Origin of the sequence: Streptomyces sp. NBC_01334 (genome assembly GCF_035983595.1) — a bacterium.
Lineage (GTDB): Bacteria > Actinomycetota > Actinomycetes > Streptomycetales > Streptomycetaceae > Streptomyces > Streptomyces coriariae.
On the sequence record NZ_CP130718.1, the window covers coordinates 21,634 to 46,600 of the forward strand.

At 69.4% G+C, this 24,967-nt stretch carries 25 protein-coding genes and 5 pseudogenes; 14 read left to right on the forward strand and 16 right to left on the reverse strand.

The window, feature by feature from the left end; translation table 11 throughout:
* Nucleotides 1-11: 11 nt before the first annotated feature.
* Both OG736_RS00085 and OG736_RS00090 read right to left on the reverse strand, forming a co-directional pair.
* Nucleotides 12-1,604, reverse strand: a complete 1,593-nt coding sequence (locus tag OG736_RS00085; RefSeq protein ID WP_327180497.1) for a hypothetical protein — start codon at nucleotides 1,602-1,604, stop codon at nucleotides 12-14.
* A gap of 277 nt (nucleotides 1,605-1,881) precedes the next feature.
* Entirely contained in the window at nucleotides 1,882-2,841 is a 960-nt protein-coding gene (locus tag OG736_RS00090; RefSeq protein WP_327180498.1) for a helix-turn-helix domain-containing protein, read from the reverse strand.
* A 236-nt stretch (nucleotides 2,842-3,077) separates the two neighbouring features.
* Between OG736_RS00090 and OG736_RS00095 the strand changes: the two genes are divergently transcribed.
* The 4 genes from OG736_RS00095 to OG736_RS00110 all read left to right on the forward strand — a co-directional run bounded on the left by OG736_RS00095 (nucleotide 3,078) and on the right by OG736_RS00110 (nucleotide 6,562).
* Nucleotides 3,078-3,923 carry an SDR family oxidoreductase gene (locus tag OG736_RS00095; protein ID WP_327180499.1) on the forward strand — a complete coding sequence of 282 codons (846 nt, stop codon included), beginning with the start codon at nucleotides 3,078-3,080 and terminating at the stop codon, nucleotides 3,921-3,923.
* A 73-nt stretch (nucleotides 3,924-3,996) separates the two neighbouring features.
* Nucleotides 3,997-4,479: a nitroreductase family deazaflavin-dependent oxidoreductase gene (locus tag OG736_RS00100; RefSeq protein ID WP_327180500.1), complete on the forward strand. Its 483-nt coding sequence runs from the start codon at nucleotides 3,997-3,999 to the stop codon at nucleotides 4,477-4,479.
* A 400-nt stretch (nucleotides 4,480-4,879) separates the two neighbouring features.
* Nucleotides 4,880-5,860, forward strand: coding sequence for an aldo/keto reductase (locus OG736_RS00105; protein ID WP_327180501.1), 981 nt, complete (start codon nucleotides 4,880-4,882; stop codon nucleotides 5,858-5,860).
* 162 nt (nucleotides 5,861-6,022) lie between these two features.
* Nucleotides 6,023-6,562, forward strand: coding sequence for an NAD(P)H-dependent oxidoreductase (locus OG736_RS00110; RefSeq protein ID WP_327180502.1), 540 nt, complete (start codon nucleotides 6,023-6,025; stop codon nucleotides 6,560-6,562).
* A 204-nt stretch (nucleotides 6,563-6,766) separates the two neighbouring features.
* Here OG736_RS00110 and OG736_RS00115 read toward each other — a convergent pair whose 3' ends face one another.
* Both OG736_RS00115 and OG736_RS00120 read right to left on the reverse strand, forming a co-directional pair.
* Entirely contained in the window at nucleotides 6,767-7,009 is a 243-nt protein-coding gene (locus OG736_RS00115; protein WP_327180503.1) for a hypothetical protein, read from the reverse strand.
* Between the two features lie 418 nt (nucleotides 7,010-7,427).
* Nucleotides 7,428-8,141 carry a type III effector protein gene (locus OG736_RS00120; RefSeq protein WP_442816982.1) on the reverse strand — a complete coding sequence of 238 codons (714 nt, stop codon included), beginning with the start codon at nucleotides 8,139-8,141 and terminating at the stop codon, nucleotides 7,428-7,430.
* Between the two features lie 109 nt (nucleotides 8,142-8,250).
* On the opposite strand from OG736_RS00120, the gene OG736_RS00125 reads away from it, so the two are divergent.
* The 4 genes and pseudogenes from OG736_RS00125 to OG736_RS00140 form a co-directional block, all read left to right on the forward strand.
* Entirely contained in the window at nucleotides 8,251-8,685 is a 435-nt protein-coding gene (locus OG736_RS00125; RefSeq protein WP_327180505.1) for an Hsp20/alpha crystallin family protein, read from the forward strand.
* Between the two features lie 101 nt (nucleotides 8,686-8,786).
* Nucleotides 8,787-9,182 carry a DUF2267 domain-containing protein gene (locus OG736_RS00130; protein ID WP_327180506.1) on the forward strand — a complete coding sequence of 132 codons (396 nt, stop codon included), beginning with the start codon at nucleotides 8,787-8,789 and terminating at the stop codon, nucleotides 9,180-9,182.
* 151 nt (nucleotides 9,183-9,333) lie between these two features.
* Nucleotides 9,334-9,729 (forward strand): DUF2267 domain-containing protein, encoded by a 396-nt coding sequence (locus OG736_RS00135; RefSeq protein ID WP_327180507.1) that lies wholly within the window; start codon nucleotides 9,334-9,336, stop codon nucleotides 9,727-9,729.
* Nucleotides 9,730-10,701: 972 nt separating this feature from the next.
* Nucleotides 10,702-11,163 (forward strand): annotated as a pseudogene (locus OG736_RS00140) (hypothetical protein); the annotation flags it as partial.
* Nucleotides 11,164-12,178: 1,015 nt separating this feature from the next.
* On the opposite strand, the gene OG736_RS00145 reads toward OG736_RS00140, so the two are convergent.
* The gene (locus tag OG736_RS00145; protein ID WP_327180508.1) at nucleotides 12,179-12,649 is read right to left on the reverse strand and encodes an SPW repeat protein; all 471 of its coding nucleotides are present in this window, start codon (nucleotides 12,647-12,649) and stop codon (nucleotides 12,179-12,181) included.
* Between the two features lie 306 nt (nucleotides 12,650-12,955).
* Between OG736_RS00145 and OG736_RS00150 the strand changes: the two genes are divergently transcribed.
* Nucleotides 12,956-13,381, forward strand: a complete 426-nt coding sequence (locus tag OG736_RS00150; RefSeq protein WP_327180509.1) for an SRPBCC family protein — start codon at nucleotides 12,956-12,958, stop codon at nucleotides 13,379-13,381.
* Nucleotides 13,382-13,712: 331 nt separating this feature from the next.
* On the opposite strand, the gene OG736_RS00155 is transcribed toward OG736_RS00150, so the two are convergent.
* The 4 genes from OG736_RS00155 to OG736_RS00165 form a co-directional block, all read right to left on the reverse strand.
* Nucleotides 13,713-14,585: an SDR family oxidoreductase gene (locus OG736_RS00155; protein ID WP_327180510.1), complete on the reverse strand. Its 873-nt coding sequence runs from the start codon at nucleotides 14,583-14,585 to the stop codon at nucleotides 13,713-13,715.
* Entirely contained in the window at nucleotides 14,585-15,046 is a 462-nt protein-coding gene (locus OG736_RS47135; RefSeq protein WP_442816983.1) for a DUF5133 domain-containing protein, read from the reverse strand. Before OG736_RS47135 ends, OG736_RS00155 begins: the two co-directional genes overlap by 1 nt.
* Entirely contained in the window at nucleotides 15,040-15,918 is an 879-nt protein-coding gene (locus OG736_RS00160) for a SigB/SigF/SigG family RNA polymerase sigma factor (RefSeq protein ID WP_327180511.1), read from the reverse strand. Before OG736_RS00160 ends, OG736_RS47135 begins: the two co-directional genes overlap by 7 nt.
* Nucleotides 15,919-16,339: 421 nt before the next feature.
* Nucleotides 16,340-18,613 carry a catalase gene (locus OG736_RS00165; protein ID WP_327180512.1) on the reverse strand — a complete coding sequence of 758 codons (2,274 nt, stop codon included), beginning with the start codon at nucleotides 18,611-18,613 and terminating at the stop codon, nucleotides 16,340-16,342.
* Between the two features lie 384 nt (nucleotides 18,614-18,997).
* Here OG736_RS00165 and OG736_RS00170 point away from each other — a divergent pair.
* The 4 genes and pseudogenes from OG736_RS00170 to OG736_RS00180 form a co-directional block, all read left to right on the forward strand.
* Nucleotides 18,998-19,354 (forward strand): annotated as a pseudogene (locus OG736_RS00170) (integrase); the annotation flags it as partial.
* Nucleotides 19,355-19,401: 47 nt separating this feature from the next.
* Complete coding sequence (locus tag OG736_RS00175; protein ID WP_327180513.1) at nucleotides 19,402-19,863, forward strand: SUKH-4 family immunity protein; 462 nt, start codon at nucleotides 19,402-19,404, stop codon at nucleotides 19,861-19,863.
* A gap of 159 nt (nucleotides 19,864-20,022) precedes the next feature.
* Complete coding sequence (locus tag OG736_RS47140; RefSeq protein ID WP_442816984.1) at nucleotides 20,023-20,256, forward strand: DUF5959 family protein; 234 nt, start codon at nucleotides 20,023-20,025, stop codon at nucleotides 20,254-20,256.
* Entirely contained in the window at nucleotides 20,169-20,417 is a 249-nt protein-coding gene (locus tag OG736_RS00180; protein WP_327180514.1) for a DUF5959 family protein, read from the forward strand. Before OG736_RS47140 ends, OG736_RS00180 begins: the two co-directional genes overlap by 88 nt.
* A 518-nt stretch (nucleotides 20,418-20,935) precedes the next feature.
* On the opposite strand, the gene OG736_RS00185 is transcribed toward OG736_RS00180, so the two are convergent.
* The 3 genes from OG736_RS00185 to OG736_RS00195 form a co-directional block, all read right to left on the reverse strand.
* Nucleotides 20,936-21,217, reverse strand: coding sequence for a hypothetical protein (locus tag OG736_RS00185; protein WP_327180515.1), 282 nt, complete (start codon nucleotides 21,215-21,217; stop codon nucleotides 20,936-20,938).
* Between the two features lie 129 nt (nucleotides 21,218-21,346).
* On the reverse strand, nucleotides 21,347-21,631 hold the full coding sequence (locus OG736_RS00190; RefSeq protein WP_327180516.1) for an Lrp/AsnC ligand binding domain-containing protein: 285 nt from the start codon (nucleotides 21,629-21,631) through the stop codon (nucleotides 21,347-21,349).
* Entirely contained in the window at nucleotides 21,559-22,020 is a 462-nt protein-coding gene (locus OG736_RS00195) for an Lrp/AsnC family transcriptional regulator (RefSeq protein ID WP_442817148.1), read from the reverse strand. The genes OG736_RS00190 and OG736_RS00195 overlap by 73 nt, the downstream gene beginning before the upstream one ends.
* On the opposite strand from OG736_RS00195, the pseudogene OG736_RS47145 reads away from it, so the two are divergent.
* Nucleotides 21,914-22,216: pseudogene (locus OG736_RS47145) on the forward strand (EamA family transporter); the annotation flags it as partial. The gene OG736_RS00195 and the pseudogene OG736_RS47145 overlap by 107 nt on opposite strands.
* A gap of 33 nt (nucleotides 22,217-22,249) precedes the next feature.
* Here OG736_RS47145 and OG736_RS00200 read toward each other — a convergent pair.
* The 4 genes and pseudogenes from OG736_RS00200 to OG736_RS00215 form a co-directional block, all read right to left on the reverse strand.
* A pseudogene (locus OG736_RS00200) lies at nucleotides 22,250-22,342 on the reverse strand (type B 50S ribosomal protein L31); the annotation flags it as partial.
* A gap of 60 nt (nucleotides 22,343-22,402) precedes the next feature.
* Complete coding sequence (gene rpmG, locus OG736_RS00205; protein WP_327180518.1) at nucleotides 22,403-22,567, reverse strand: 50S ribosomal protein L33; 165 nt, start codon at nucleotides 22,565-22,567, stop codon at nucleotides 22,403-22,405.
* A gap of 392 nt (nucleotides 22,568-22,959) precedes the next feature.
* Nucleotides 22,960-24,174 carry an MFS transporter gene (locus OG736_RS00210; protein WP_327180519.1) on the reverse strand — a complete coding sequence of 405 codons (1,215 nt, stop codon included), beginning with the start codon at nucleotides 24,172-24,174 and terminating at the stop codon, nucleotides 22,960-22,962.
* Between the two features lie 252 nt (nucleotides 24,175-24,426).
* Nucleotides 24,427-24,795 (reverse strand): annotated as a pseudogene (locus OG736_RS00215) (bifunctional 5,10-methylene-tetrahydrofolate dehydrogenase/5,10-methylene-tetrahydrofolate cyclohydrolase); the annotation flags it as partial.
* Nucleotides 24,796-24,967: the final 172 nt, after the last annotated feature.

A 24,967-nucleotide genomic window follows, 5' to 3' on the forward strand; every position in this document is an offset into this window, starting at 1 on the left:
CCTTCTTCGGTTCACCCGCTGCTCCCTGCCCCGCACGTCGCGTGGGCCTTGGACAGCTGGTGTTCGTAGTCCGTCCGGTATGTGTCGTAGCGCTGCTGGGGCGCTGTGCCGGTGGTGATGGCACGGTCCAGCTGGCGCAGGGACTCCTGGTGAGCGGTGGCGGCTGTGGCGAAGTCGCACTGGGCGAGTGCCAGGACGGCCAACTGCGCCTCCCACAGGGCACGCACGGCGAAGCGCGCTTCCAGCGCGAGGGCCTGCCTGAGGTCGGAGATCGCCGCGCCGTACCGCTCGTACATCGCCTCGTGCTGGGCGGCGACGGACGCTGCGAACGCCACGAGCTCCTTGACGCCCTCGGTGCGCCGGGCGTCGCGCACCCGCCGCAGGGCGCGGTCGATCGTGCCGTCGTCGGCTACGAGCCCGGCGCTGACCCGGCAGTTCTCCACCTGGGCCAGGTCGACCGAGGCCTTGAGCCGGCCCAGCCGCGTGAAGGCGGGATCGTCCGCCAGCCGCCGGAAGGCCGCGGAGGCCTTGGCGAGCTCCGCCGCTCGGACGGTGCCCGGGGCGCAGCTGGGATGCCGTCCCAGCGCCCGCAGGTAGGTGTTGTAGGCCAGGCTGATCTGCCCGCGCAGCCGGATCGGGGACGAGCCCGAGATGGCCAGGTACTCGGCTCGGGCGGCGTCGAGTGCGGAGCGGCGGATGTTCTGCGGGTCCGTCACGGCGATGTCCTCCAGCGTGTGGCCCCGGAAGAGACGGACGAGGTCGGGGGTGACGAATCCGGTTCCGCTCTCGGACGTCGGGCTGCCGCCGCCCGGCAGCAACCGGGCGAGTGCACGGTCGGCCTGGGTTGCGTTTCCCTGCCGCCAGGCGTCCAACGCGTAGGTGAACTCGGCCAGGCCCCGGGCCCGTTGGACCAGTTCGGACACCATGGCCCTGCGGCTGTACGCGGACTGCCATCCCGCGTCCATGGGGAGCGGATCGCCGGTGTACCACCCGGCGAGCTCCGGCGCGTCCACCACCTGGTCGGCGCGGACGTAGACGGCCGGCCGCACCAGAGTCTGCCCGGCGTCGCCGGACGTGACGATCCCGCCGAGCAGGATCGCCGCGTTGGACTGGTCGACGAACTTCCTCGTCCGTGTCTCCAGGCCGTGATGGTCGCGGTGCAGGAGTTCGGCGAGCGGCAGGGAGTACTGCGTCGCGTAGTCGCGCACGGTCGTGTCCTTGAGGACCTTGCTCAGATCATGGGCGAAGGTCGCGGAGACGTCGTCCAGTACCCGCTGGTTCTGCCCGGGGCCGTTGCCTTTGAAGCCGACCACCGCCACATCCCGGGGGCCGGTGAGCCGGTGCGGTGGGGGCGGCGGCGCCTGGAAGCTGAGGAGGGCGACGACGGTACCGACGAAGATGCCCGCGATCCCGCCGGCGAACGCAGCACGCTTCCATCGGGGGACTCCGACGAACTTGTCCCGCAGCAACTGGCTGACCGAACCCAGGAAGCCGCTCACCCCGACCAGTACGCCGACGAAGGTCGCCACTCGCCCCGGACGCGCGCCGAGCGCGCTCGCCAGGGCGAGCGATGCCGCCAGCGCCAGGCTGATACCTGCAACCACCACCCATGTGCGTGAGACACGAGCGCTGGTGCCTGCATCCCCGTCTGACGGGTCGACAGCCGGGCCATGAGGATAGTTTCCGCCCATTTGTCCGGAATATTACAGAGAGTGTGCCCTGGTCGCCCGCAGGCGCTCCACTGCGCCCCGCGGCCCGCCGCAACGTCACCCCAGCGGTCTCGCGTTGACGGCCGTGCCGTTCCTGGCTTCGACGTATCGCTGGCGGGTGCTGCCACCGCTCCACAGAAGTTGCCGCAGATCGACTCGGGTGGCTCGTCGGTCAGTCGGGTGTCTCGCCCGAGTCGGCGGGCTGGGAGTCGCCGGCCGGCGCGGACCGCTCGATGTCGTCATTGGTCGCGGCCCAGCTGGCCAGCAGGTTCAGGGCGTCCTGCGAGGGTGAGCGGGGCTCGGCGGTGTAGGTGAGGAGGAACTGGCTGGGGCCGTCGGGGAGCGGGAAGGTTTCGAAGGGCAGGTCGAGGTCGCCGACGACCGGGTGGTGGAGGAGCTTCACGCCGGTGGTGTGCATCCGGACGTTGTGGGCCGCCCAGCGGTGCCGGAATTCCTCGCTGCGGGTGGAGAGCTCCCCGATCAGGTCCGTCAGCCGCCGGTCGTAGAGGTCGCGGCCGGCCTCGGCGCGCAGCATGGCGACGGTGTCGTTGGCGACTTCGTCCCAGTGGCGGAAGAACTCGGTCGCGTGCGGGCCGAGGAAGACGAACCGGGCGTTGTTCGGCGGCCGTGCCGGGTCGGCGTAGACCGGGGAGAACAGGGCGCGCCCGAGGTGGTTGGCGGCCAGGATGTCCCCGCGTCCGCTGAGGATGAACGCGGGTGTGCCGGCCATCGAGTCGAGGACGCGCTGCACCGCGGCCCGCACGCGCTGCTGGGCCGGGCGGCGGCGTGGCGGGCGGGTCGTGCCGGCGCCGCGCAGGAGGTCGAGCAGGTGGATGCGTTCGGCCTCGTCGAGCTGCAGTGCCTGTGCGATGCCTTCGATGACGCTCTCGGAGACGCCGGTGGCGTTGCCGCGCTCCAGCCGGGTGTAGTACTCGCTGGAGATGCCCGCGAGGAGGGCGACCTCCTCGCGGCGCAGCCCGGTGACCCGTCGGCGTTCTCCGCCGTAGAGGGGCAGGCCGGCCTGTTCGGGGGTGACCCTGGCCCGTCGCGTGCCGAGGAATTCCCGGATCTCTGCGCGGAAATCATCGCGGATGTCGCGGTTTGTGCCGTTGGGGTCGTTTCTGCCTGCCATGCGCTTCACTCTACGAGCGCATCCGCCGGGTTGGGGGTCCCTGTCAGTGACCCCCTCATCAGGGACTCCCGCCCTCGCGTGACAGCCGGTTCTGTTGGTGGTGCACCGCCCACGGCGGCGTGAACCGTCAGACAGACGGCGCTCGTGCCGCCGGTCCCAGCCCCCTCCGCGGCGCTGCATGCATCACCCCCGCACACAGCGGGTGCCGGATCACGGCGCCTGAAAGGAAAACCCCCATGAGCAAGGTCATTCTCGTCACCGGTGCCGGACGCGGTCTGGGCACGGACATCGCCCGCGAGGCCCTCGCCGCCGGCCACCAGGTCGCCGCCACCGGCCGCCGCCCCGAAGAGGTCGAGAAGACCCTGGGCGGGCCGCGGGACGATCTGCTGGTCACCAGGCTCGATGTCACGAGCCTGGAGGACGCCGAGGCCGCCGCGCAGGCAGTTGTCGACCGCTTCGGCCGGATCGACGTCCTGATCAACAACGCCGGGAACCTGTTCACCGGCTACTTCGAGGAGATCTCGCCCGCGCAGATGCGCCGGCAGTTCGAGACGAACCTCTTCGGCCCGATGAACGTCACCCGCGCCGTCCTGCCGATCATGCGACGACAGCGTGCCGGCCACGTCATCACCATCACCTCGACCGCCGGACTGGTCGGCATGGAGTTCACCTCCGCCTACGCCGCCTCCAAGTTCGCCGAAGAGGGCTGGATGGAGTCCCTGCGCTACGACGTCGAGCCGTACAACATCCACACCACGGTCGTGGAGCCCGGCTACTTCCGCACCGAACTCCTCGTGGACGGCTCCACCAACTGGCCCGAGCTGTCCATCGACGACTACGCCCCGCGCACCGCCCCGCGGATCGAGGGCATGAAGAGCATGAACGGCAGGCAGCCCGGCGACCCCGCCAAGCTCGCCCGCGCCCTGCTCACCATCGCAGGCCAGGACAGGCCGCTGCTGCGGTTCGTCGCCGGTGCGGACGCCATCGAGGCCGCCGAGGCCAAGGCCAAGGAGCTCCTCGCCCAGGCCGAGGCATCCCGCGAGCTGGGCGGCGCCCTGGCCTACGACGACGCCCACGCCTGAGCACCACGCCCCGCACCCCGGCCAGGGCGCAGGACCGCGCCGGGTGCGCATCGACAGCACGGAGAGAGCCAGCATGCCCCTCGAAGGCGAGTACGAGCCGAGCAAGGCGCAGTTTGTACGTGACCAGGTGGAGCTGTACGAAAGCTCCGGCGGTACGCAGGGAACGACGCTGAGTGTCCTGGTCGCCCGGGAAGAAGACGAGAGGCTGCGGGACCTGCCCGTCGTCATCCTGACCACCCTGGGCGCGAAGAGCGGAAAGATCCGCAAGACCCCGGTCATGCGGGTGGAGCACGACGGCGTCTACGCCGTCATCGCCTCCATGGCAGGAGCCCCCACCCACCCGGTCTGGTACCACAACGCGGTGGCCGACCCCCGGGTCGAGCTTCAGGACGGCCCGGTGCGCCAGGACATGCTGGCACGCGAGGTGACCGGGGACGAGAAGGCCCTGTGGTGGGCCCGGGCCGTAGAGGCGTTCCCCGACTACGCCGAATACCAGAAGAACACGGACCGTGAGATCCCGGTCCTCGTTCTGGAGCCGGCGGCCCACGAGCACTGACAAAGCGCAGCCGGTTCAGCCCGCGGATCCCCCGCCTCCTGGCCCTGGCAATACGGTCCCCGGCTGACAGCGGCCAGTTCGGATCCCCCTGGACGGCCAGTGTGCGCCCAGCCGCCTGGACGAAGTCATGTGCATTACCAACGAACAAGGCGTCGGTGTCGTCGGCAGCTCGGCCTGGGACGACGCCCGCGCTTGAGCGACACACCGCGCCCCGGCCGAGGGGACACCGCCGCCGGGTGCGCCTGCAGCAGCTGACCCGCTGCCTGAGGGACGGCGCCTGCGCCAGCGGCGCAGACCCCGAAGCACGGGTCCGCCATCTGGCAGCGCACCGCCTGGTCCTGGCGTTCGAAGTCCATGACCACCGGCCGGGCCTGACAGCCGTCACGACAAGGAGTACCTGATGAAGCACGTATCACTGGGCGGGCTCGATGTCTCCCGCATCGGCCTGGGAGCCATGACCATGGCCGGCACCTACACCACGGGCGGAGGACTCGACGACGCCGAGTCGATCCGCACCATCCAACGGGCGCTGGACCTCGGGGTCACCCACATCGACACCGCCGAGATCTACGGCCCCTTCCACAGCGAGAAGATCGTCGGCAAGGCCGTCAAGGGCCGGCGCGACGACGTCGTCGTGGCGACGAAGTTCGGTCTCGTCTCCCACTCCGGTGGCGGCCCCGGCGTCATCGACAGCAGCGCCGGCAACGTGAAGGCCGCCGTCGAAGGCTCGCTCCTGCGGCTCGGCACCGACCACATCGACCTCTACTACCAGCACCGCGTCGACCCGAACACACCCATCGAAGAGACGGTCGGCGCGCTGGCCGAACTGGTCGCCGAGGGCAAGGTCCGCCACATCGGCCTCTCCGAGGCCGGCCCCGAGACGATCCGCCGGGCACACGCCGTGCATCCGCTGGCCGCCCTGCAGACCGAATACTCACTGTGGACCCGCGACGTCGAGGCCGAGATCCTCCCGCTGCTGCGCGAGCTCGGTATCGGATTCGTGCCCTACTCCCCGCTCGGCCATGGCCTGCTGACCGGGCAGATCCGCACCGTCGACGACTTCGCCGACGACGACTGGCGCAAGACCAACCCGCGCTTCACCGGCGAGAACTTCCAGCGCAACCTGCGCATCGTCGACGAGGTGCAGGCCATCGGCGCCGAGATCGGCGCCACCCCGGCACAGACCGCTCTGGCGTGGCTGCTGACCCGCGGCAACGACATCGCCCCCATCCCCGGAACCCGGCGGGTCTCACGCGTCGAAGAGAACACCGCCGCCGACGCCATCGAACTCACCACCACGCAGCTCGACCGCCTGAACAGCCTCACACCGGCCGCGGGCGAACGCCACGACGAGGCGAACATGGCCACCATCGACCGCTGACCGTCAGCGCCGCCGCTCCCGGCGCAGCCCGCTCCCCCGCAGTTCGCGCAGGAGGGAGAAGGGCTGACGCCTGGCAATTCCCCGCGCCTACCCCCCCCGTCACACCAGACCGACCCGCATTCGTTCACCCACATCCCTGATCACTGAAGAGGTCTTCTCATCATGTCCAAGGTTCTCCTTGTCGTAGGCCACCCCGACCTGTCCCAGTCGAAGGCCAACGCGGCGCTCGTGGACGCCGTCCGCGACCTGGCCCATGTCACCGTGCACGACCTCTACGCCACCTACCCCGACTTCCAGATCGACGCCGGCGCCGAGCAGGCGCTGCTCGCGGAGCACGATGTGATCGTCTTCCAGCACCCGGTGTTCTGGTACAACACCACCCCTCTGTTCAAGCAGTGGCAGGACAAGGTCTTCACCCTCGGCTGGGCCTTCACCATGGACGGCTCCCCCTCACAGCTGGCCGGCAAGAAGGCCGTCGTCGCCGTCACCACCGGCGTCCCCGCCGACCACTACACCCCCGAAGGCGCGAACCAGGCCACCATCGAGACCCTCCTCAGCAACTGGCACGCGACCCTGCGGCTGTGCCAGTTCGACATCCAGCCGATGGTCAAGCTGTACGGCACCGCCTTCGGCCTCTCCGAGGAGGACCTGAACACCGCCGCCAAGCAGTACAACGAACTGCTCGCCTCCTTCGCCGCCTGACGCGCTCTCCCGCGGACAGTTCAACAGCGCATGAACCAAGTGGGACGGGTTCAGGGCTCTGCTCTCCGTCGCCGCGGGCCGGGTGGCGTTGCGCTCGAGGCACGGCACCGAATTCTTCAGGCGTCCACGGAGACTGGTGAGGGGCCCGAACCCTGCCCGGCCAAGGCCCCTCCTGCCGCCGCCCGGCCAGCAGCTGGCAGTCGCTTACAGGCGGCACCCGACCCCGGCGGGTTCCCCCGACGTTTCGGTGGCGGCCGCCAGGCACTGGGTGAGCCAGCGGTCTCGGTGCCGGGCGTCTTCGGGCCCGTCGGGGAACACGTTGACCTGAATGCCTCTGTCGCCCTGCTGGATCGCCGCGGGGGCGTGGAGATTGCCGGACACCTCGGCGTGCGCGCTGCCGAAGAACTCGCCAGCGGGGCCGCCCTCCCCATCGGCTTCATCCAGCATTCGATGCCGTCGCCTCACTGCCAGCAGGTCCCGTCGCAGTACCGCCCACGTCACCGGCCGCCCCCGCTCCGTCCGGGGGCTGCCGCGCAGGCTGCCTTCACGCCAGGGGGCACACCGGGCGAACGCTCACGCCCGCCACGGCTGTGCTGCCGAGGCCCTCCGCCCCCACTGCGGGCAGCGGTCCCGCCTGTTTGCCAGGAGGCCCCTCGGCCACATTCGCGCGCATCCCTTGTTGCGGTCTCGGGCTGCCGCAGCACGGCCGCTCGGTGTGCAGAGCCGGGGGTGCTTTGAAGCGTGAGGGACGCTCTCCGCCGCCTGGGCACCAGAGCGCGCCCTGCGGCCGCGTGGGCCCGGCGCCCTGCGGGCCGCGCAAGTGCGCCGGCCGCCGGAGGAACGGCTTGCAGCCTCCCGGCCATGCTCAGGGCCCGGGTGGCGTCCGAGGTTCGCGGCGCTGGTCGCCGCTGTTGCGGCGGAGCCGGTCGGTATGGCGGGCGACGTCGCCGACGCGCGCCGCGAGACCGGGGTGGCCGGATGCCAGATACGCATGGGTTCCCACGAGGGGGCTGACGAGAGCGGCAGCGTCATTGTCGGCAAGGGCGGCGGTGAGCTTGACCAGAGGGGTGCGGGCGGCGGCGGGGAGGTCGGTGAGCGCGGTGATCTGTCCGGCGAGCTGACGCAGATCTGCGGCATTGTCACGGGCCCAGGTCGTGACGGTGCGGTCGGCGGCGCGGCGGTTGCGGGTGGCCTGTACGCGCTGCTCTCCGGTGGAGCCAGGGTTTCCGGGGCGTACGCGCAGGTAGCGGCGTTCTGCGGCCTGGCGGCTGGAGACGCCGAGGGGGTGGGCGAGGTCGGCCCAGCTGGTGCCCGCTTCCCGGGCTTCTTCGATCAGGCCCGGTTCCCATCCGGCGAGCTGATCGCGCACTTCGCGGAGCAGCAGGAGAGCGGCGAGTGCCTGCTCAGAGCTGGTCTGGACGGGTGCGGACTGCTCGGCGTCCCGTGAGGTCTGAGCGGTGTGCAGGGCATCGCGCATCGTATTCAGGGCTGCGGCGGCGAGGAAGGACGTGGGGGTGAGGTCGCGGGCGCGGGGGGTGGGCTGATCGTCTTGCGTCACGGAGCCTCCAACGCTCGTCATCACTTCGATGACACTCTGCTTGTCATCCATTGGATGACATGTTACAACGATGGCAGGTGAAACGCATTGGCAGCACAGCGCTGACCCGAACACTGGAGGTGTTTTCCCGATGTTGATGCGCACCGACCCGTTCCGTGAGCTCGACCGACTCACCCAGCAGCTCCTGCACACGACCGGCACCTGGTCGCGGCCGTCGGCTGTGCCGATGGATGCCTACCGCGAGGGCGAGGAGTACGTGATCGCTCTCGACCTGCCCGGCGTCTCCCCGGACGCGATCGATATCGACGTCGAGCGGAACATGCTGACCGTCAAGGCCGAGCGGCGGCCCGTCGCCCCGGCGGACAGCGTGCAGATGGAGCTCTCCGAGCGGCCTCTGGGTGTCTTCTCCCGCCAGCTCGTCCTGGCCGACACCCTGGACACCGAGCACATCAGGGCGGACTACGACGCTGGGGTGCTGACCCTGCGCATCCCGATCGCGGAGCGCGCCAAGCCACGCAGGATCGCCATCGGCGGCGGCTCCGCGCACAGGGAGATCAGCGGCTGAGTCCCCCGCCGGCCGGGTGTGTTGACGGGATGACGGCCTCATCTGCAGCGGCCGTCTCCCGTGCTCCTGCACTGGCACGCCCTACACACCAGGGAGCAGCGATGGCCATGCGATGGGAGGCGTTCCTCGGCCAGGTCAAGGAACGCGGCAGGTACGAGACCACCGAGGAAGCCGAGCGGGCGGCCCGCACGGTGCTGGCGCTCCTGGGCGCCCACTTGGTGGGCGAGGTACGGGCGGAACTGGCGGCGCGGCTACCGGAGGCAATGGCACTCCTGCTGCTCAATCCGCTCCAGGCGCACGAGCCGCTCTCCCCCGAGCGGTTCGTGCGGGCCACCGCGGCATGGATCGAGGGAGCCACCGAACGGACCGCGGCCTGGGACGTGAGCGCGGTGCTCAGCGTGGTCTCGGACGCGGCGGGCGAAGAGCTCACTCGCCGGGTACTGCTCCAACTCCCGGTGGGCTACGACCTGCTGTTCGGCTGCTCCCGGCCCGTATGACCCCAGGCAACGGCACCCCTTCACCTGACCGCCCGACGTCGGCGGCCGGCGGGCGAGCTCCCCGGCCGCCGCCTCAGGATCACCTCAGACGAGAAAGGCGACCGCGTCACCGATGATTTCCCAGCTGAAGCCATGCCGGTCCACCGAGAGCATGACGTTCGAGCAGATGCTGGAAAGAGTGCGGTACGAAGGCGCGTACCCCACCCGCGCACAGGCCGAGAAGTCCGTCCACGCCGTGCTGTCCGCCCTCGGGCGCCAGCTCACGGGCGACGAGCGGGTGGAGATCGCGGCCCGGCTGCCACACGAGGCAGCCGTCAGCTTCACCTCCGAGATCCCCGCAACCGAGCCCCTCACCGGCTGGGGTTTCGTCAAGGACCTGGCATCCCGCACCGGCGGCACGATGGCCACCACCCGCTGGGACACCGGCACCGTCCTGCGCGTCGTGGCTCAGCTCGTCGGCGAAGAGCTCCTCAGCCGTGTCCTCGCCCAGCTCCCCTGCGGCTATGCCCTGCTGTTCGGCCGCGCCGAACTCACCCAGGCGGCATGATGCGCGCAGTGACGTGCCACCGCGGAACGGGACTGTGAGACTGCGGCTCAGGAAGCCGCACAGCCTTGCCTGAAAGGGAGTTGGGAAACGGTCGTTGAGGGCTGTCCTGTAATCGCCGGTCAGGCGTCGTCCGGTGATTCCTGACGCCGAGATGCGTCGCGCCATCGGATTTGCGGGGAACCGCGGGAGTGATCGTCATGGCCCGCCGTGTGCCGACGCGGGGCTTCAGCCGCCGGCCGGAGCAGGCCTGGGAATCCTCGTAGCCGTCTCACCGCCGTCCACGTGAGACGGCGGGAGGTGGCCGATGGCGTCACAGCATCCGCGGCCGCAGCACCGATGTCCGAAGAATTACAGGATCACCTGGCAGCAGCTGTGCAGGCGTACCACGCATGAACAGCGATCGTCGGGGTAGTCGGGCGCCTGTTGTGGGAAGGGCCGCCAACGCCTGGGGAGGTCGACGCGGCCCTTCCCCGCACATCGCCAGGTCACTGGATGACCTACCCGCGCACACAAGACGAACAGGTCGCCGCAGCGGTGATGGCCGGCCACATCGTCGTCGGGCTCGGCGCGGGGACCGCCCTGGGATTCGCCTTTCTGTAGCCGTACTCGAGGTCGGACTTCGGAGGCTGGCCCGCGACAGACGACTCGCAGAGGCACTGTCGCCGCGCGGATGCGCGCATGCGGTCGAAGACGTCGAGGTTCTCTGCCATGCGTTGGGTCGGGCCGGGACGCGGTACTGGGAACCCATCCCAGCGTGAGCGCCGCCGAGCAGCTTGCCTTGGAGCTGCGCAGCACCGTCACGAAAGCGAGGGTGTGTGCGGTACGGCGGGGGTAGGGCCTGCGCGTGCGATGGCGACGAGGGCGGCGGCGTCGCCGAGGTTTTGGCCCGTGTGGGCCAGCAGATCGCTGCACAGGTAGCGGAGAAGGTCATCCGGTCCATGCCCTGACCATGCGGCAAGCCGTTGGGCCAGCGGGACGCTGTTCGTCGGCTTCCACGGCACCTTCCTCGTCCAGCACTGGCTGGGCGCCGAGGGCATGCCGCGCCGCTACGCCGGCTACCTGGCCGTCGACGGTTTCACCACCCTGAACACGATCTCGACGATCAGCTCCTTCGTCCTCGGCCTGTCGATGCTGCCGTTCATGTACAACGTGTGGAAGACGAGCCGGTACGGCAAGCCGGTCGGCGTCGACGACCCGTGGGGCTACGGCCGCTCCCTCGAATGGGTGACCTCCTGTCCGCCGCCACGGCACAACTTCCTCACCCTGCCGCGGATCCGCAGCGAGTCCCCGGCGTTCGACCTGCACCATCCCGACATCGCGATCACCGAGGCCGAGGCCCACGGCGTCCGCGCATGTGGAGTGGCTGACGACGTCACAGCGCGCGGAGATCGAAAGCCATTACGTTGCCGACAGTCTTCGACGCGCCCGACGTGACCTCGAGCGCATCGCGGCGCGAAGCCTGTCCCTGCGTACCGAGTACGAGCACCGCTACCGCCAGTTGCGGCGCCGCTGGCACTGGCTGTCCGCGCAGTTCTCACCACGATGGCCACCCTGCTGTCAGCGCTTTGACCAGGAGCGGCCCGGAGCAGGGCCGGACCGATACGGCGATGGGCCGACTCGTTGCACCGGACTACCTGAGTCCTGGCCACGCACAGGCGAAGAGCCAGGGCAAACAGGCCTGTGTCTCGGCGTGGATCAACCACCCTCCTCCTGCGAGCCCCGGGGGGCTTCCCGGAGCGTTAGCCCCAGCCCATCCTCGGCCCGTCTGCCAGCGCCCCGTCCCCGCTGCTGTCCCGAGGTGACATCAAGTACCTGGGCACACAAATGGTGCTGCCCACCCGCCGTCGGCGGGCCGGGTACATAAATGGGGGCGTGTAGGGCGTCGATGGCTGGATTGCCTCGTCCGTCAGCCGTCCTCACCCCATGGCTTTGCGCACTGGGGTGAGGGCAGAATCGTCCACGCGCGCCCCGATTCGGGGCAAGCCAAGCTCAGCTGAGGAAACGGTGACCGACATCAAGCATGCAGACCGGGTCAGACCGGCTCTCCGTCGAGCGCCGCATGGTACGTCGCGTCTGCTGGAGCTGTCGCCTGTCGACGCCCTCATTCCCTGCCGCCACCTTCGAACAGGCCCTGAACACCTGAGCGCCCTCCCCGGGCTGGTCCCGGGGCATCCTCATGGCGTGGATGCCGCTGCATGGCGCCGCCCCCTTCCGGGTGACGCAGAAGCTCACGACAGACGCCTTCCAGCCCGTCAGGACACCGTCAAAGGGAAGCTGACGACATAGAGATCGACAGGCTCCGGCGTACAGGGGGTCGGCCGAACGCAGTCGGCACGCCCCCTTTACGCCCGGCGACCGAGGTGCCTTGAAGAAGGCGGTGTCCCGCCGATGCGCCACAGTCCCGCTGGTCGGGGATCCGAGCACTGAGTGCCACGGTGAGGTGGGGCGATCACCTGTGCGGGGACGAGCGGTCGCCGGAGGACTGGTCCACGGGGCGGGCGGCCGCGGCGGCCATGAGGGCCATCATGAGCGCGATCACGCCGACGATGATGTTGTTGACGATGGTCCTGGTGGTGCTGACGTCGCCTGCTACCACCCAGGGCGCGAAGATCGTCCACACGCTGAGCGCGCAAGCGGCCCACGCCATGCTGTGCGACCGCTCGTATGCCCGGCCGAAGCCACCGCTCATGATCACGGCGTATGCGATGCCGACGATCAGATTGTTGACCGCCAGGGTGGAGAACTCGTTGAAACCCGCGATCCACGGTGAGGCCGCCAGGTAGAGGCCTGTGATCAGGGCCATGGCCTCGACGGCCTGTGCCCTCGGAGTGGTCGCGACACGCTCGGCCATCTCGTGTCGATTCCGCATCGCGAGGATGTCGGGATGCGTTGCCATGTCCGACCGGGGCTGCGTCGTCATGCCGATACCTCCGATTTGACTCTTATGTGTGCATTACGTGAATCGAGTACCCCCCGGTGCCGAGGTAACCGTCGTTCGAGCCACCCGGGTCCGAAGAATTGCGCAGGCCTGCGGGACACCTCGCCAGCGCTGAGGGTCGCGCCGGCACAGGACTGATGGCGTCCGCCATGGGCGTGGCATGCCGAGCCTGCTCTCGTCTGTTGCCGCCCTGTCGGATCCGCGTCGTGTGCGCCGCCCCGGCGCGGGTATCCGCTCCGCATCGCAACCGTCGGGCAGGCGCCCAACCAACCGAAGGAGAGGTACCGCATGTCCGCGTCCCTCGTGGAAACGGTCGATATCGAGGCCCCCGTCGCTGTCGCCTGGGAACTGTGGAGCGATGTGGCCCGGTGGCCGTCCTTTCTGAGCCACGTACGCCTGGTGGAGAGGTTGGACGACCGCCGCTTCGCATGGCAGCTGCAACTGCCCGGCGCCGACAAGAACTTCGTCGCCGAGCTGACCGAGCTGATCCCGCAGGAACGGATCGCCTGGCACACCGTGGAAGGTGTTCACCACGCGGGCGTGGTCACGTTCCATCGGCTCACTGACACGACGAGCCGCGTGGCGCTGCAGATCGAGTACGACCCCGAGGGGTTCATCGAGCATGTCGGCGCGCTGACCAATCTGGACTCGACACTGGCCAACTACGACCTCGGCGAATTCCAGAAGCTGGCCGAGACCGCCGCAGCGTCGTGACCTCGAACTCGCATGCCGTGGTTCAGCGTTGCGGTACTTGGCGCGGTTGGCGTCCGGGAGTTGTCGTCAGATCTCGCGCCCACGTCAGAAGCGAAGGATGACGGCTGTTCGGTAGGTCTCGACGGTCTTGTCGTGGCGGATCGCGAGGGCGCGCCGCAGTCGTCAAGCGGACGATCAACCGCCCGCAAAGCTTGCTCGCCGACTCTGGTCGCGAGCATGGTCCGCTGGGCCCGGTTTCAGCGCCCGGAAGGGCGTCGGCCGTCCTTCCGCGATCACAATCATGCCGCCTGGCTGATCTGGGTTCCGCAGCCGGTGGCGGCAGACCCAGCTGTCAGGGCAGCGGCGTTCCGCCGGTGGCATTCAGAATCTCAGCCGTGATGAAGCTGGCGCGGTCGGACGCGAGGAACACGTAGGCAGGTGCCATCTCCGCGGGTTGTGCCGGCCGTCCCAGAGGTGCTTGCTTACCGAACTCCTTGGTGTCCGGCATCGTCGCAGGGATCAACGGGGTCCACACAGGGCCGGGAGCCACGGCGTTGACTCGGATGCCGTCGGACGCCACCATCTGGGCCAGCCCCTGGGTGAAGGTGACGATCGCGCCCTTGGTGGTGGCGTAGTCGAGGAGATGAGGACTGGGCTTGTACGCCTGCACGGAGGTGGTGTTGATGATCGATCCACCTGCTGGGATGTGGGGCAGGGCCTTCTTGCACAGCCAGAACATGCCGTAGAGGTTGGTGCGGATGACCCGGTCGAACTGTTCCGTGGTGATGGCCTGGATGCCGTCGGGCTGTGACATCTGGTAGGCGGCGTTGTTGACGAGGATGTCGATGCGTCCAAATTCGGCGACGGCGTGCTCGATCAGCCGGTCACACTGTGCTTCCTCACGGATGTCGCACGGCACCGCGATCGCCTTGCTGCCTGCCTCTTCGACGAGCCGCGTGGTCTCGCGCGCGTCCTTGTCCTCCTGCGGAAGGTGGGTGAACAGGACGTCAGCGCCTTCGCGGGCGAAGGCCAAGCACACGGCGCGGCCGATGCCCGAGTCTCCGCCGGTGACGACGGCGATGCGCCCGTCGAGCAGGCCGCTGCCTTCGTATGTCTCCTCGCCGTGGTCGGGAGGAGGGTCCATCGGGCCGGTCCAGCCGGGATACTCCTGGTCCTGCTGCGGGAAGTCGGGCTGGGGGTGCTTGTCGGTGGGGCGCTCGCTCATCACAAACCTCTCGTCCGGGTGTGCAGGCGCCTACGCCAGGCCGCGCTGGGTTCGTGGCAGGCGCGAGGCTCCCCAGTGGCTGGCCACGGTTCGCTTCGGGGGTACTGGAGGTCCGCTGCGGCGCTCCGGTGCGCGGCGGCTGCATCACTGGTCACGACGGATCGGCGCCGGCGCGAGGGAGTCTGCGGCTCGGAGCCGGACAGCCGGGCCGGGGCATCGGCGGACCGGGAGATCCGGGAAAGCACTCGACGGGCACGGGCCGGGCAGTGGCGCTGTCGAGGCAGGTGCGGGCGACCTGCAATGCCTCGTAGACTTCGCGTCCCGGTAGGCACGCACAGGGTGTAAGGGAGGTCTCGCAGCCTGGCACTCGACGTGGCGGCTGCGGCGACGCTCTGATGGGCGGCGCGGTCTTCGTAGTCCTTGACGAGGCGGCGCAGTGTCACGGGCAGAGGCGTCAGCATCGGACGGTCTCCTTAGACCGGGCGGCAGCCGGGGTCATGCGGGGGCCGGAGTCGGCCAGGGCATCGTTGCGGACACTGGCGCAGCTGGTGCTGATGAGCCGGGAGACGTGCATCTGAGAGAGGCCGAGCCGGTCGGCGATGCTGCTCTGCGTCATGTCCTGGAAGAAGCGCATGTAGAGGATGGCCCGCTCCCGTTCCGGCAGTCGGCGCAATCCCCTTTTCACCGACTCGCGGTCCACCACCCTGTCATAGGAGGTTTCCGCGACGCTGAGGGTGTCCGCGAGGCTGGCTCCGCCGCCGTCTGCAGTGAGCTCAGCGTCCAGGGAGAGGGCGCTGAAGCTCTCCAGCGCCTCCATGCCCGCTTTGACCTCCTTCTCGGTGAGACCGGTGTGGGAGGCAAGAGCGGCGAGAGTGGGTTCGGGGCTGCCGGGGTGCTGCATGAGTTCGCGGCGGGCCAACCGGACCTGGTTGCGCAGCTCCTGTACCCGGCGTGGCACGCGGACGGCCCACGTCAGGTCGCGGAAATGCCGTTTCACCTCGCCCGTGATGGTCGGTACCGCGTAGCTCTCGAAGGCCCCGACGGCCTGGTCGAACCGGTCGACGGCCTTGACCAAACCCAGTGCGGCCACTTGGCGCAGGTCTTCGATGGACTCTCCGCGGTCCCGGAAACGGCCGGCGATCCTGTGCGCCATCGGCAGCCAGGACGCGACCAGCTCGTTGCGGACGGCCTCCCGCCCAGGGCCCTCCCCCAGTTGAGACAGGCGGGTGAACAGGCAGGCGGTGTCGGGGCTGTCGTCGTGCGTGCGCCGCGACCGCGGGGCAGAGGTGGGCTCAGGCGCGCCGGGATGGCCTGTCGACGTGTTGGTCAGCATGCGGGATCGCTCCTGAGCTGTGGTCCTTCGGGCTCAGCCGGCAGTGATGTCCGGCCGGGACGCGAAGGGTCTGGTCAGGGATGCCACAGCGGGAAGAGCGTCCAGCGACCGGAGGAAGCCGACAGCCCGGATCCCGCCGGACGTGCGCCTCCAGTCCGAAGCACGAACTCCCGTCTGCCCCTCAGTGCCAGTACGAAACACCGCACCCGTGGTCCCCGGGCGCAGCCGATCGGGTCGCCTCAGGCGGCGACCAAGGGTAGGGGGTGGCTCACTCCAGCGTAGGTACGTCGTGCGCGTCGGCTGCGGCGCGCAACCTGCGTTCGCGACCCCGCAACGAAGCACTTGCCTGAAGCCTTCAAGCCTCGGAGGGCTCGGGCCTGCCGTCCAGGCGACGGCGGGCCCGAACCGTACTGGATGGGGGTCAGACGGCGGTGGGGAAACGGTCCCAGACCCGGTGGCGGGCCAGCAGCGGAGTCATCGCGGTCAAGACCGCCTCACCGCTGTCGGCAAGCACGACTCCAGGGGCATCGGACGGTACTGCGGCCGCCTGAAGGACGGCTTGCGCGCCGGCCCAGCCACCGATGACCTTGGCGTGCCGGAATGCCTCGGCGACCAGGAGCAGCAGGCGGGCATCGAGCCTCGCCTGGTCTGGTCCGGGTGCGCCGGCCTTGGCGTCCCGGGAGCCGTAGGAGTCGCCGCCCGGGGCGGGTGTTCCGGCGATGATGACGGCGTCGAACTCGACCGAGCGGGCGGTGGCAAAGGTCCGCTGGACGGTGATCGCGTCGCCGTCTGTGCCGAGCTTCCCTCCGGCCGGGGCAATGACCAGCGGGACCATGCCCGCGTGCTGCACGGCCTGGCGCAGGGCCCGTACGCCGTCGGCGTCGGCCAAGCCGTCGGTGACGATGCCGATGATCCGGCCGTCGGCAGGCCACTCCTGGCCGACCTGGGACAGGGCGGGGCTCGGCTGCGCATCGGCGAGTGCCTGAGTGGCTTCCGGGGCGGGCAGTCCGAGACCTTCGGCAACCCGAGCACACAGCTCGGCGTCGATATGGGCCAGCGCGCGCAGCTGCCGTTCCTTGATGGCGTTGCTCCAGCACTTGCCGAGCTCGAAGGTGTAGGCGGCGATGATGTGCTCGCGTTCCACCGCAGACATGCTCAGCCAGAACAGCCGGGGCTGACTGAAGTGGTCGGCGAAGCTGGCCGGGGCGTCGCGGACCTTGCGGCCGGCGGGCACTTCGACCGGTGTCTCGATGAAGGCACCGCTGTCTGCTCCGGCGAAGAAGGGGCAGCCGCCGTCCAGCGAGTTCGGCTTATAGGGTGCGACCCCGGTGTGGACGGCCTGCTGGTGAAAGCCGTCGCGCAGCATGTCGTTGACGGGCGAATGCGGCCTGTTGATCGGGATCTGGTTGAAGTTGGGGCCGGCCAAGCGTGTGATCTGGGTGTCCAGGTAGGAAAAGAGCCTGCCAGCCAGCAGCGGGTCGTCGGTGACGTCGATGCCGGGCACGAGGTGGCCGACGTGGAAGGCGATCTGCTCCGTCTCGGCGAAGAAGTTGCTCGGGTTGCGGTCGAGGGTCAGCAGGCCGATCGGCTGGACCGGGGCCAGTTCCTCGGGGACGATCTTCGTCGAGTCGAGCAGGTCGATGCCTTCGAAGGTCTGTTCCGGGATATCCGGGAACACCTGGATGCCCAGCTCCCACTGCGGGTAGGCACCGGTTTCGATCGCGTCGGCGAGGTCGCGGCGATGGAAGTCGGGGTCCACGCCGCTGGTGATCTGGGCTTCCTCCCACACCAGGGAGTGCACTCCCAGCTTGGGTTTCCAGTGGAACTTCACCAGCGTCGTGCCACCCTGCGCGTCGACGAGGCGGAAGGTGTGGACACCGAAGCCCTCCATGGTCCGAAACGAGCGGGGGATCCCCCGGTCGGACATATTCCACAAGGTGTGGTGCTGGGCCTCGGTGTGCAAGGAGACGAAGTCCCAGAAGGTGTCGTGGGCGCTCTGGGCCTGCGGGATCTCCCGGTCCGGGTGCGGCTTGCCGGCGTGGATGACGTCGGGGAACTTGATGGCGTCCTGAATGAAGAAGACCGGGATGTTGTTGCCGACAAGGTCGAAGACACCCTCCTCGGTGTAGAACTTGGTGGCGAACCCGCGGGTATCACGGACCGTGTCGGCGGAACCGCGGGATCCCAGCACGGTGGAGAAGCGCACGAAGACGGGCGTCTCGGTGTCTTTGCGCAAGAATGCGGCGCGCGTGACGTTCTCGGCGGTGCCGTAAGCCTGGAAGATGCCGTGAGCGCCGGCGCCGCGGGCGTGGACCACGCGCTCGGGGATGCGCTCGTGGTCGAAGTGCATGATCTTCTCGCGCAAGTGGTGGTCCTGCAGAAGAACCGGCCCGCGGGCACCCGCCTTGAGTGAATGATCGGTGTCGTAGAGCCGGGTGCCCTGGGCGGTGGTCAGGTAGGGACCGCTCTGCGCTTTACGGGTGGGTTCCGCGCCGGTGGGCTGCCCGGTGGGACTGACGGTCTCGGGGGTGCCTTGATCCGCCTTGGGCGGGAGCGGCCCACGCGGCTCGACAGGCTCTTCGACCGGCACCGGCTCCGGCGACGGTGCACCGGGCACGCCTTCGGCGGGGCCCTCCTCGCCCAGCGCTTGGGTCAGCTTCTCAGCTGCGGCTTTGATCGGGTTGGGCTTCGACATCGTTCCTCCGTGCTCGGGGACTGCCTACCTCGTCACGAGCCATGACCGCCGCAGACGGCGGCATAACGAGAGCATGAGGAACATCCGCCCAACGCCGCGCAGCCGTGTCCGGCCGCGCAAGTACCCCTCAGCAGACACAGCAACCAGGTGAGCCCCGGTTGACTGGTCGAGCGCGACTCCTCTCGTTCCGCGCGCTGTCACCGGTGGCGCGTACGAAGGGCCGCATGGGCCGCTGGCGGCGTGGTCGGCGTCATCCTCCGCTGCCGCAGTTCGTGTGCTGGGCGTTGCAGACTGTCGCCCCAACCCCTCCCCCGCCGAGTGGCCGCGCGGCCGCCTTCACACCCACTCGGTACTGCCAACAGCTGACGACGTGGGTCCGACTGCTCGCCCGAACACGCTGTCGCCCTGGCCGGTACCGCGATGCCCTGACGGGACTCCGCAACCGGACGGGCGGATTCTGGATCGCCGGGCCCGATCCGCAAGCGGCCGAACATGCGCTTACTGGGATGACGCCGCTGGACTCGCTGAAGTCCATGACCCTGCTCAGCGACGGCGCGACCCGACTTGTCGATTCGTTCGGCCTGATCACTCGGGAAGGGATGTTGACCCTTCTCAGCTCGTGGCGGACCGGATGAACTGGTCCGCCGGGTACGGAAGGCTGAGGCCAGTGACTCCATAGGCAGGCGCTGGCCGCGTGGCAAGACGCGCGACGGCGCTGCATTGGGTGTGGTGACGGCATAGGCGCACCGGCTTGGTGAGGTGCCGGCGGTACGGGCTAGGTTCTCGGCATGAACGACGCTGAACTCGCCTCCCTCTTGGCGGGGTGTGCTCGCTGCCCCTACGACGGGGAATGGCAGGCGCTTCCTTTTACGGAGCGCACGGTGGACGGTGCGCGGTACGCCCTGGTGGCGGTCGATCCGGGGCTGAGCGCGCTCGGCGTACGGCGGGACGACGGCTCACTGTGGGACTTGCCTGAGGGCAGAGCTCCGCGCCTCGTGAACTCCAGCGTTGAGGCGTTCGTCGCCTTCAATCGCGCGTTTGAGGATGCCGCTGTTGAGGCCGATGCATACGAGGGGCCAAGCGATGATCTCTCTGACGACGAGATAGTGGATGCGGCCGAGCGGGCTGCCGACGCACTCACGGAAGGGTTGCTCAGGCGGTTCCGGGCGGTTGATGCCGCTGCCGTGGCCGATGAGAACTCCTTCTGGCACATCGGAGCCGAGGAACTGGGCTATGGCATGAGCGTCTAGCCCAGACATCGGGGCGTGCTTGGAACTGAAACTCCTAACGAGATGCCTCGACGGAGTCCCACACCACTGGCCGGCTGAGCGGACGTACGTCAAGATCGCTTCATCTTCCTGGAGGCGACCTGGTGATGTCTGAGCAGTTGGATCTGGCTCTGCTGTGTGATGACGAGGGCAACTGTGTTCGCATCACGGTTGCTCGGTCCTCTGCCGGGTGTGGCTGGAGGGCTTGCCGCGGAGATCGTCGTCGACACACCGTCCGTGAGCGGTCGGGTGGATCTCACATTGCCGCGGTCGCGCCTGGTCTCGTGGTGGGAGAGGCTCTGGATCGTCCTGAGGCTGGCGAGGACATCGCCTGGTTGCATGTCCAGCGTGGCCCCTCCGTCTTCATCCATCTGAACGGGCAACGTGACTGCCCCGAGGTTGTAGTTGACGACGATCTCACCTCAATGGCGACCGTGCGAGTGCCCATCGACCTGCCGACCGACTGGATCGAAACTCATCGGCACCTGCTCGGCTTCGTACTCAGTGCTTGGGACGACCACCTGTCACCGGAGTGAGCGCAGTTTCCGCCAGCAGATGAGTGAGCATCTAAGGCTGAGAAATTGTCCGTACCGCCGGGGAGTTCTCAGAGGCTCTGCGGGTGGCCGGCCTAGGAAGGCGTTGCCGGTCCGAGGCGGCGGCGATGTGCTCGTTGGCGGCAGGTCGCTCCGCAGTAGCGGGCTGGGCGGCCGGTGGCGACATCGTCCGCGCTCACGTCGGTACGGCCCCGTCGGCCTGCTGGGCTGCTGGGCTGCTGGGCTGCTGGGCTGCTGGGCTGCTGGACTGCTGGGCTGCGCAGAGCAGTTCGTCTCCGACGCCGGGTGTGCAACCCGTCAGGCCGACACAGTGGGCGTGGGCGCCGCTGCCGCTGTACCGGCTCGGCGCCTGCGGCGCCCTGAAGCCCCTCACCGATGCACACCTGCCTCAGGCCACGCCCGGATCCGGGTGTGGGAAACCCGCATGGTCCCGGACAGCGGGCATCCCTCCGCCGGCGCCGGGTCCTGGGCCCGGTGCCGGCGGAGCGGCTTCGCCTCGTCTAGCGGGCGAGCGATCCGTTCTGAACGTCGGACGCGGACTGCCACGCCCGCATGCCCGCTCGGGACGCCTCCTTGGCCTGCTGCCACTTCGCGGCCGCCTGCTGGGTCGGGGGCACGTCCATGTCGCGGATCATGCGCCGACCTGCCGTGACCACGGCGAAGGCTCCGATGGCCATGCCGACGCATGCCACTGCGGCACCGGCCGCGGTGAGCACGGCACCGGTCGTGACGAGCCGGGTGTCGATCTCGATCGTCCGATGGGACTGGTGGTGCTGGTTCATGACTCCACCATCCAACGGGGGGAACGGCCTCGCATCCCAACAGGACCCCTGTCGGCTCTCCCCCCCCCGTCGGTGCCCGGCTCGACCGGTGGGTGAACCACGCACGAGGGGGAGCATCGAGGGGGCCGGTCAGCGGACTTTGCGTGCCGAGCGGGGCCGGTCCGGGCCGGCCGGCTCGATGCAGCGGGGCTGGACGTGTTTGTAGACCATAGTCGTCTGCACGTCGACGACTTCACGGCGTTCGGTGAGGCGGTCGATGACGAAGGCGTACACGCCGTCCGCATCGGGGACGGCTACGTGGATGAGGAAGTCGTGAGTACCCGAGGTGACGAACAGGCCGATCACCTCGGGCAGCCGCGCCGCCCATTCCCGGAACCCCGCGATGACGGGGCGGGCCGGAGGCCGGATGCGCACGGAGATGAGCGCCTGGACGGGACGCCGGCCGTATCGAGGTCCAGGGCAGCGTGGTAGCCGGTGATCACACCGCGCTCGCGCAGCAGTCTCACCCGCTCCAGCGACGTGGAGGGCGAGACCCCGGCCTTGCCGGCGAGGTCGCGGTTGGTCTGCCGTGCATCGTTCTGCAGCTCTCGGAGCAGGACCCGATCCATTGCATCAAGTTCCATAAAATCGACCCTATGCTGAATTAGATGTGGAAAGCAGGAAGTATGGGCGCACTTCTTCCTGCTCTCGCTGGTCATGGGCATACGAAAGAACAGTCCGGCGGCCGGCGCGATTCCGGTGCTGTCGGCGGCGGTGCTGCGGGGCACTGTCGGCCCCGCCCAGGTGCTGGCGGCCAGTCCCATGACGCCGGCGGCCCTGGGCGGGTGGCGGCTGCTCGCGGGCGGCCTGGTCCTCGGGGCGTTCACCATTCGTCCGCGGAAATTTCGGGCACCGACCGCGCGCAAGGCCATGGGTCCGCTGCTGATCTGCGCCTTCTCGACGGGCATCTACCAAGCGGCCTTTCTGGCCTCGGTGGCGCGGACCGGCGCGGCTCTGGCCACGGTGGTCGCCCTGGGCACCGCCCCCGCGGGCCGAGGCCGCGGTGGAGCGGGTGAGGAAGAGGGCGTCCGCGGCGCGGTCACGGAAGACGACCTGCCGGGATTCGGGATGGATGCGGGGCCTCATGGGGTTTCCTTCCTTATGACTGTCTGCCTTGTGGCTGCCTGCCCGGGGCGCAAGCGTGGTTCAGCGTTCCTCGCGGAAGGCGACGTGCTTCCCGGCGAGCGGGTCGTACTTGCGCAGGACGAGCCGGTCGGGGTCGTTGCTGCGGTTCCTGCGCGTCACGTAGGTGACGCCGGTCCCGGCCGTCGACTTCAGCGTGACGACGGGACGCGTGCTGTGGCGTGCCATGAGGTCCTCCTTTCACCCACACCCCCGGATTGACCGGAGCATGTCAGGTTCATGCTGTGCAACAACCCCTCAGGCCGCCTCATTCCCGGCCGGCGCGATGCTCCGGTGCCGCAGGCACTGCGGCACAGCTGCCTGCCGGCTTCCGCCGGGCCGCCCTCAGCGGGCCACAGCCCGGCCGGGCCACCCGTGAGCTGTACCGCGACGGCTTCCGGAGCCTCCCGCGCACCACCCTCCAGGGGAATGTGCTTGCTGTTCTTCGTTCCGGAGGTGCCCCCGGCCACCGGCTCGGCCCAGTGACGGGCGACCGGGGCCGGGCCTCCTGCCTCACGGCCCCGTGGGCCACGACTCGTTGCGGCCTCGTGGCCCGGTACCGCGCCACCGGGCACGCGTTGTCAGGCCGTCGGGATCTGCCGGGCCTCGTTCGGGGTCTCCGCTGCCGATGACGTGATCAGTTCGGAGGGCCCGGTCCCGCGGTCGGTGAGACCGGCGAGGAGCGCGAGGGCGAGGCCGGCGGCGGCCAGGGTCGCACCGACCAGAGCGGGCGAGGCCCAGCCCCAGCCGGCCGAGATGGCCAGGCCGCCGAGCCAGGCGCCGCCGGCGTTGGCCAGGTTGAAGGCGGAGTGGTTGGAGGCCGCCGCCATCGTCGGGGCGTTCTTCGCCTTGGCCATGAGCAGCATCTGCACGGGGGTGGTGACCAGCGCGCCCATCGCGCCCATGAAGGCGAGTGTCACCAGAGCGGGAACGGTGCTGTGGACCGTGAAGTAGAACGTCACGAGCGACGCACCCAGCAGAGCCAGCCCTCCGTACAGCGTCGGGCGCAGGGCGCGGTCGGTCAGCGGGCCCGCGATGAGCGTGCCCAGCGTCATACCGGCGCCGTAGAGCGCGAGGACCCAGGTGGTCGAGGAGTCGGAGAGGCCCGTCAGGTGGGTCAGGATCGGCACCAGGTAGCTGTAGACGGCGAAGAAGCCGCCGAATCCCACGACGGCGGTGGCCAGGCCGAGGGCGACCTGCCTGTTGCCCATGGCGCGCAGTTCGTGCCGGATGCCGGCCTGGTTGCTGCGGGGCTGGTGGGGGACGAAGGCGGCCAGCGCGGCCAGCGCGACGAGGCCGATGACGGCGACGGCGCAGTAGGCGTAGCGCCAGCCCAGTTGCTGTCCGAGAGCGGTGCCGGCCGGGACACCGATGATGTTGGCGATGGTGAGTCCGAGGAACATCCTCGACACGGCCCGCCCGGCGCGTTCGGGGGCGACCAGCCGGGAGGCCACGACGGCGCCCACGCCGAACAGTGCTCCGTGGGGCAGGCCCGCCAGGAAACGCGCGGCGAACAGCAGGCCGAAGCCGGGTGCGAGGGCGGACGCGACGTTGCCGATCACGAACAGGGCGGACAGCAGGAGCAGAAGCCGTTTGTGGGCGATGCGCGCGCCGATGCCCGTCAGGAGAGGGGCGCCGACGACGACGCCGAGCGCGTAGGCGGAGACGATGTTGCCGGCGTGCGGAACGGACACGCCGACCCCGTCGGCGATCTGGGGCAGCAGCCCCATCGTGGCGAACTCGGTCGTACCGATACCGAACGCGACGAGGGCAAGGGCCAGCAGGGCCAGTGGCATGGAGCGGAAGTACCTTTCGCGGGCGGCGGTCCGGATCGTGGCGGAGCAGGCGGCACCACGAGGTGTCCTGCTCCTGTGGCCATTCGCGCCGGCCACCGTTGCCCGGTGCGCCCCCCAGGGCAGGGAAGGCCCACAAGCAGTGCAGCGGTGGCACATGCCCACGCATTCCAAGATCGGCCGACAGGAATTATGGCCTCCATCACACCGGCTCCGGGGGCCGGTGTGATGCGGTGCCGATCACGCGGAAAGAGCTCAGTGGTGCGCGATTCCGAGTTGGTCCGCGGCGGCGTCGACGGTCTGTGCGAGCAGGACGGCGATGGTCATCGGGCCGACGCCGCCGGGCACCGGGGTGATCAGGCGGGCTCGGGTGAGGGCGGTGCCGAAGTCCACGTCGCCCACGTTGCCCGGGTTGCAGCCGGCGTCGATCACCACCGCGCCGGGCTTGATGTCCTCACCCCGGATCAGCCGGGGCCGTCCCACGGCCGCCACCACGACGTCGGCTTCCCGGACGATGTCCGGCAGGTCCGAGCAGCTGCCCCCGCACTGAGCGCGGGCAGCCGTGGGCGCGGGCAGGCAGTGCCGATCCATGCCCACGGCTGCGGTCAGAGCAGCCCAGAGCCCGGCCTGAAGGCCGGGGCACTCTCGCAAGATCAGAGGTAGACGCGCAGCCTGCTCACACCGGTCAATGTCCTGTGCCGGAAGGCGACTTGCCGGACCCCGCCGGCTCAAGCCGGGGCCAGAGCCGGGGGCGGGAGCGAAGGGTGTGGTCGTGAAGGGGCGGTCGCCTTCGCGG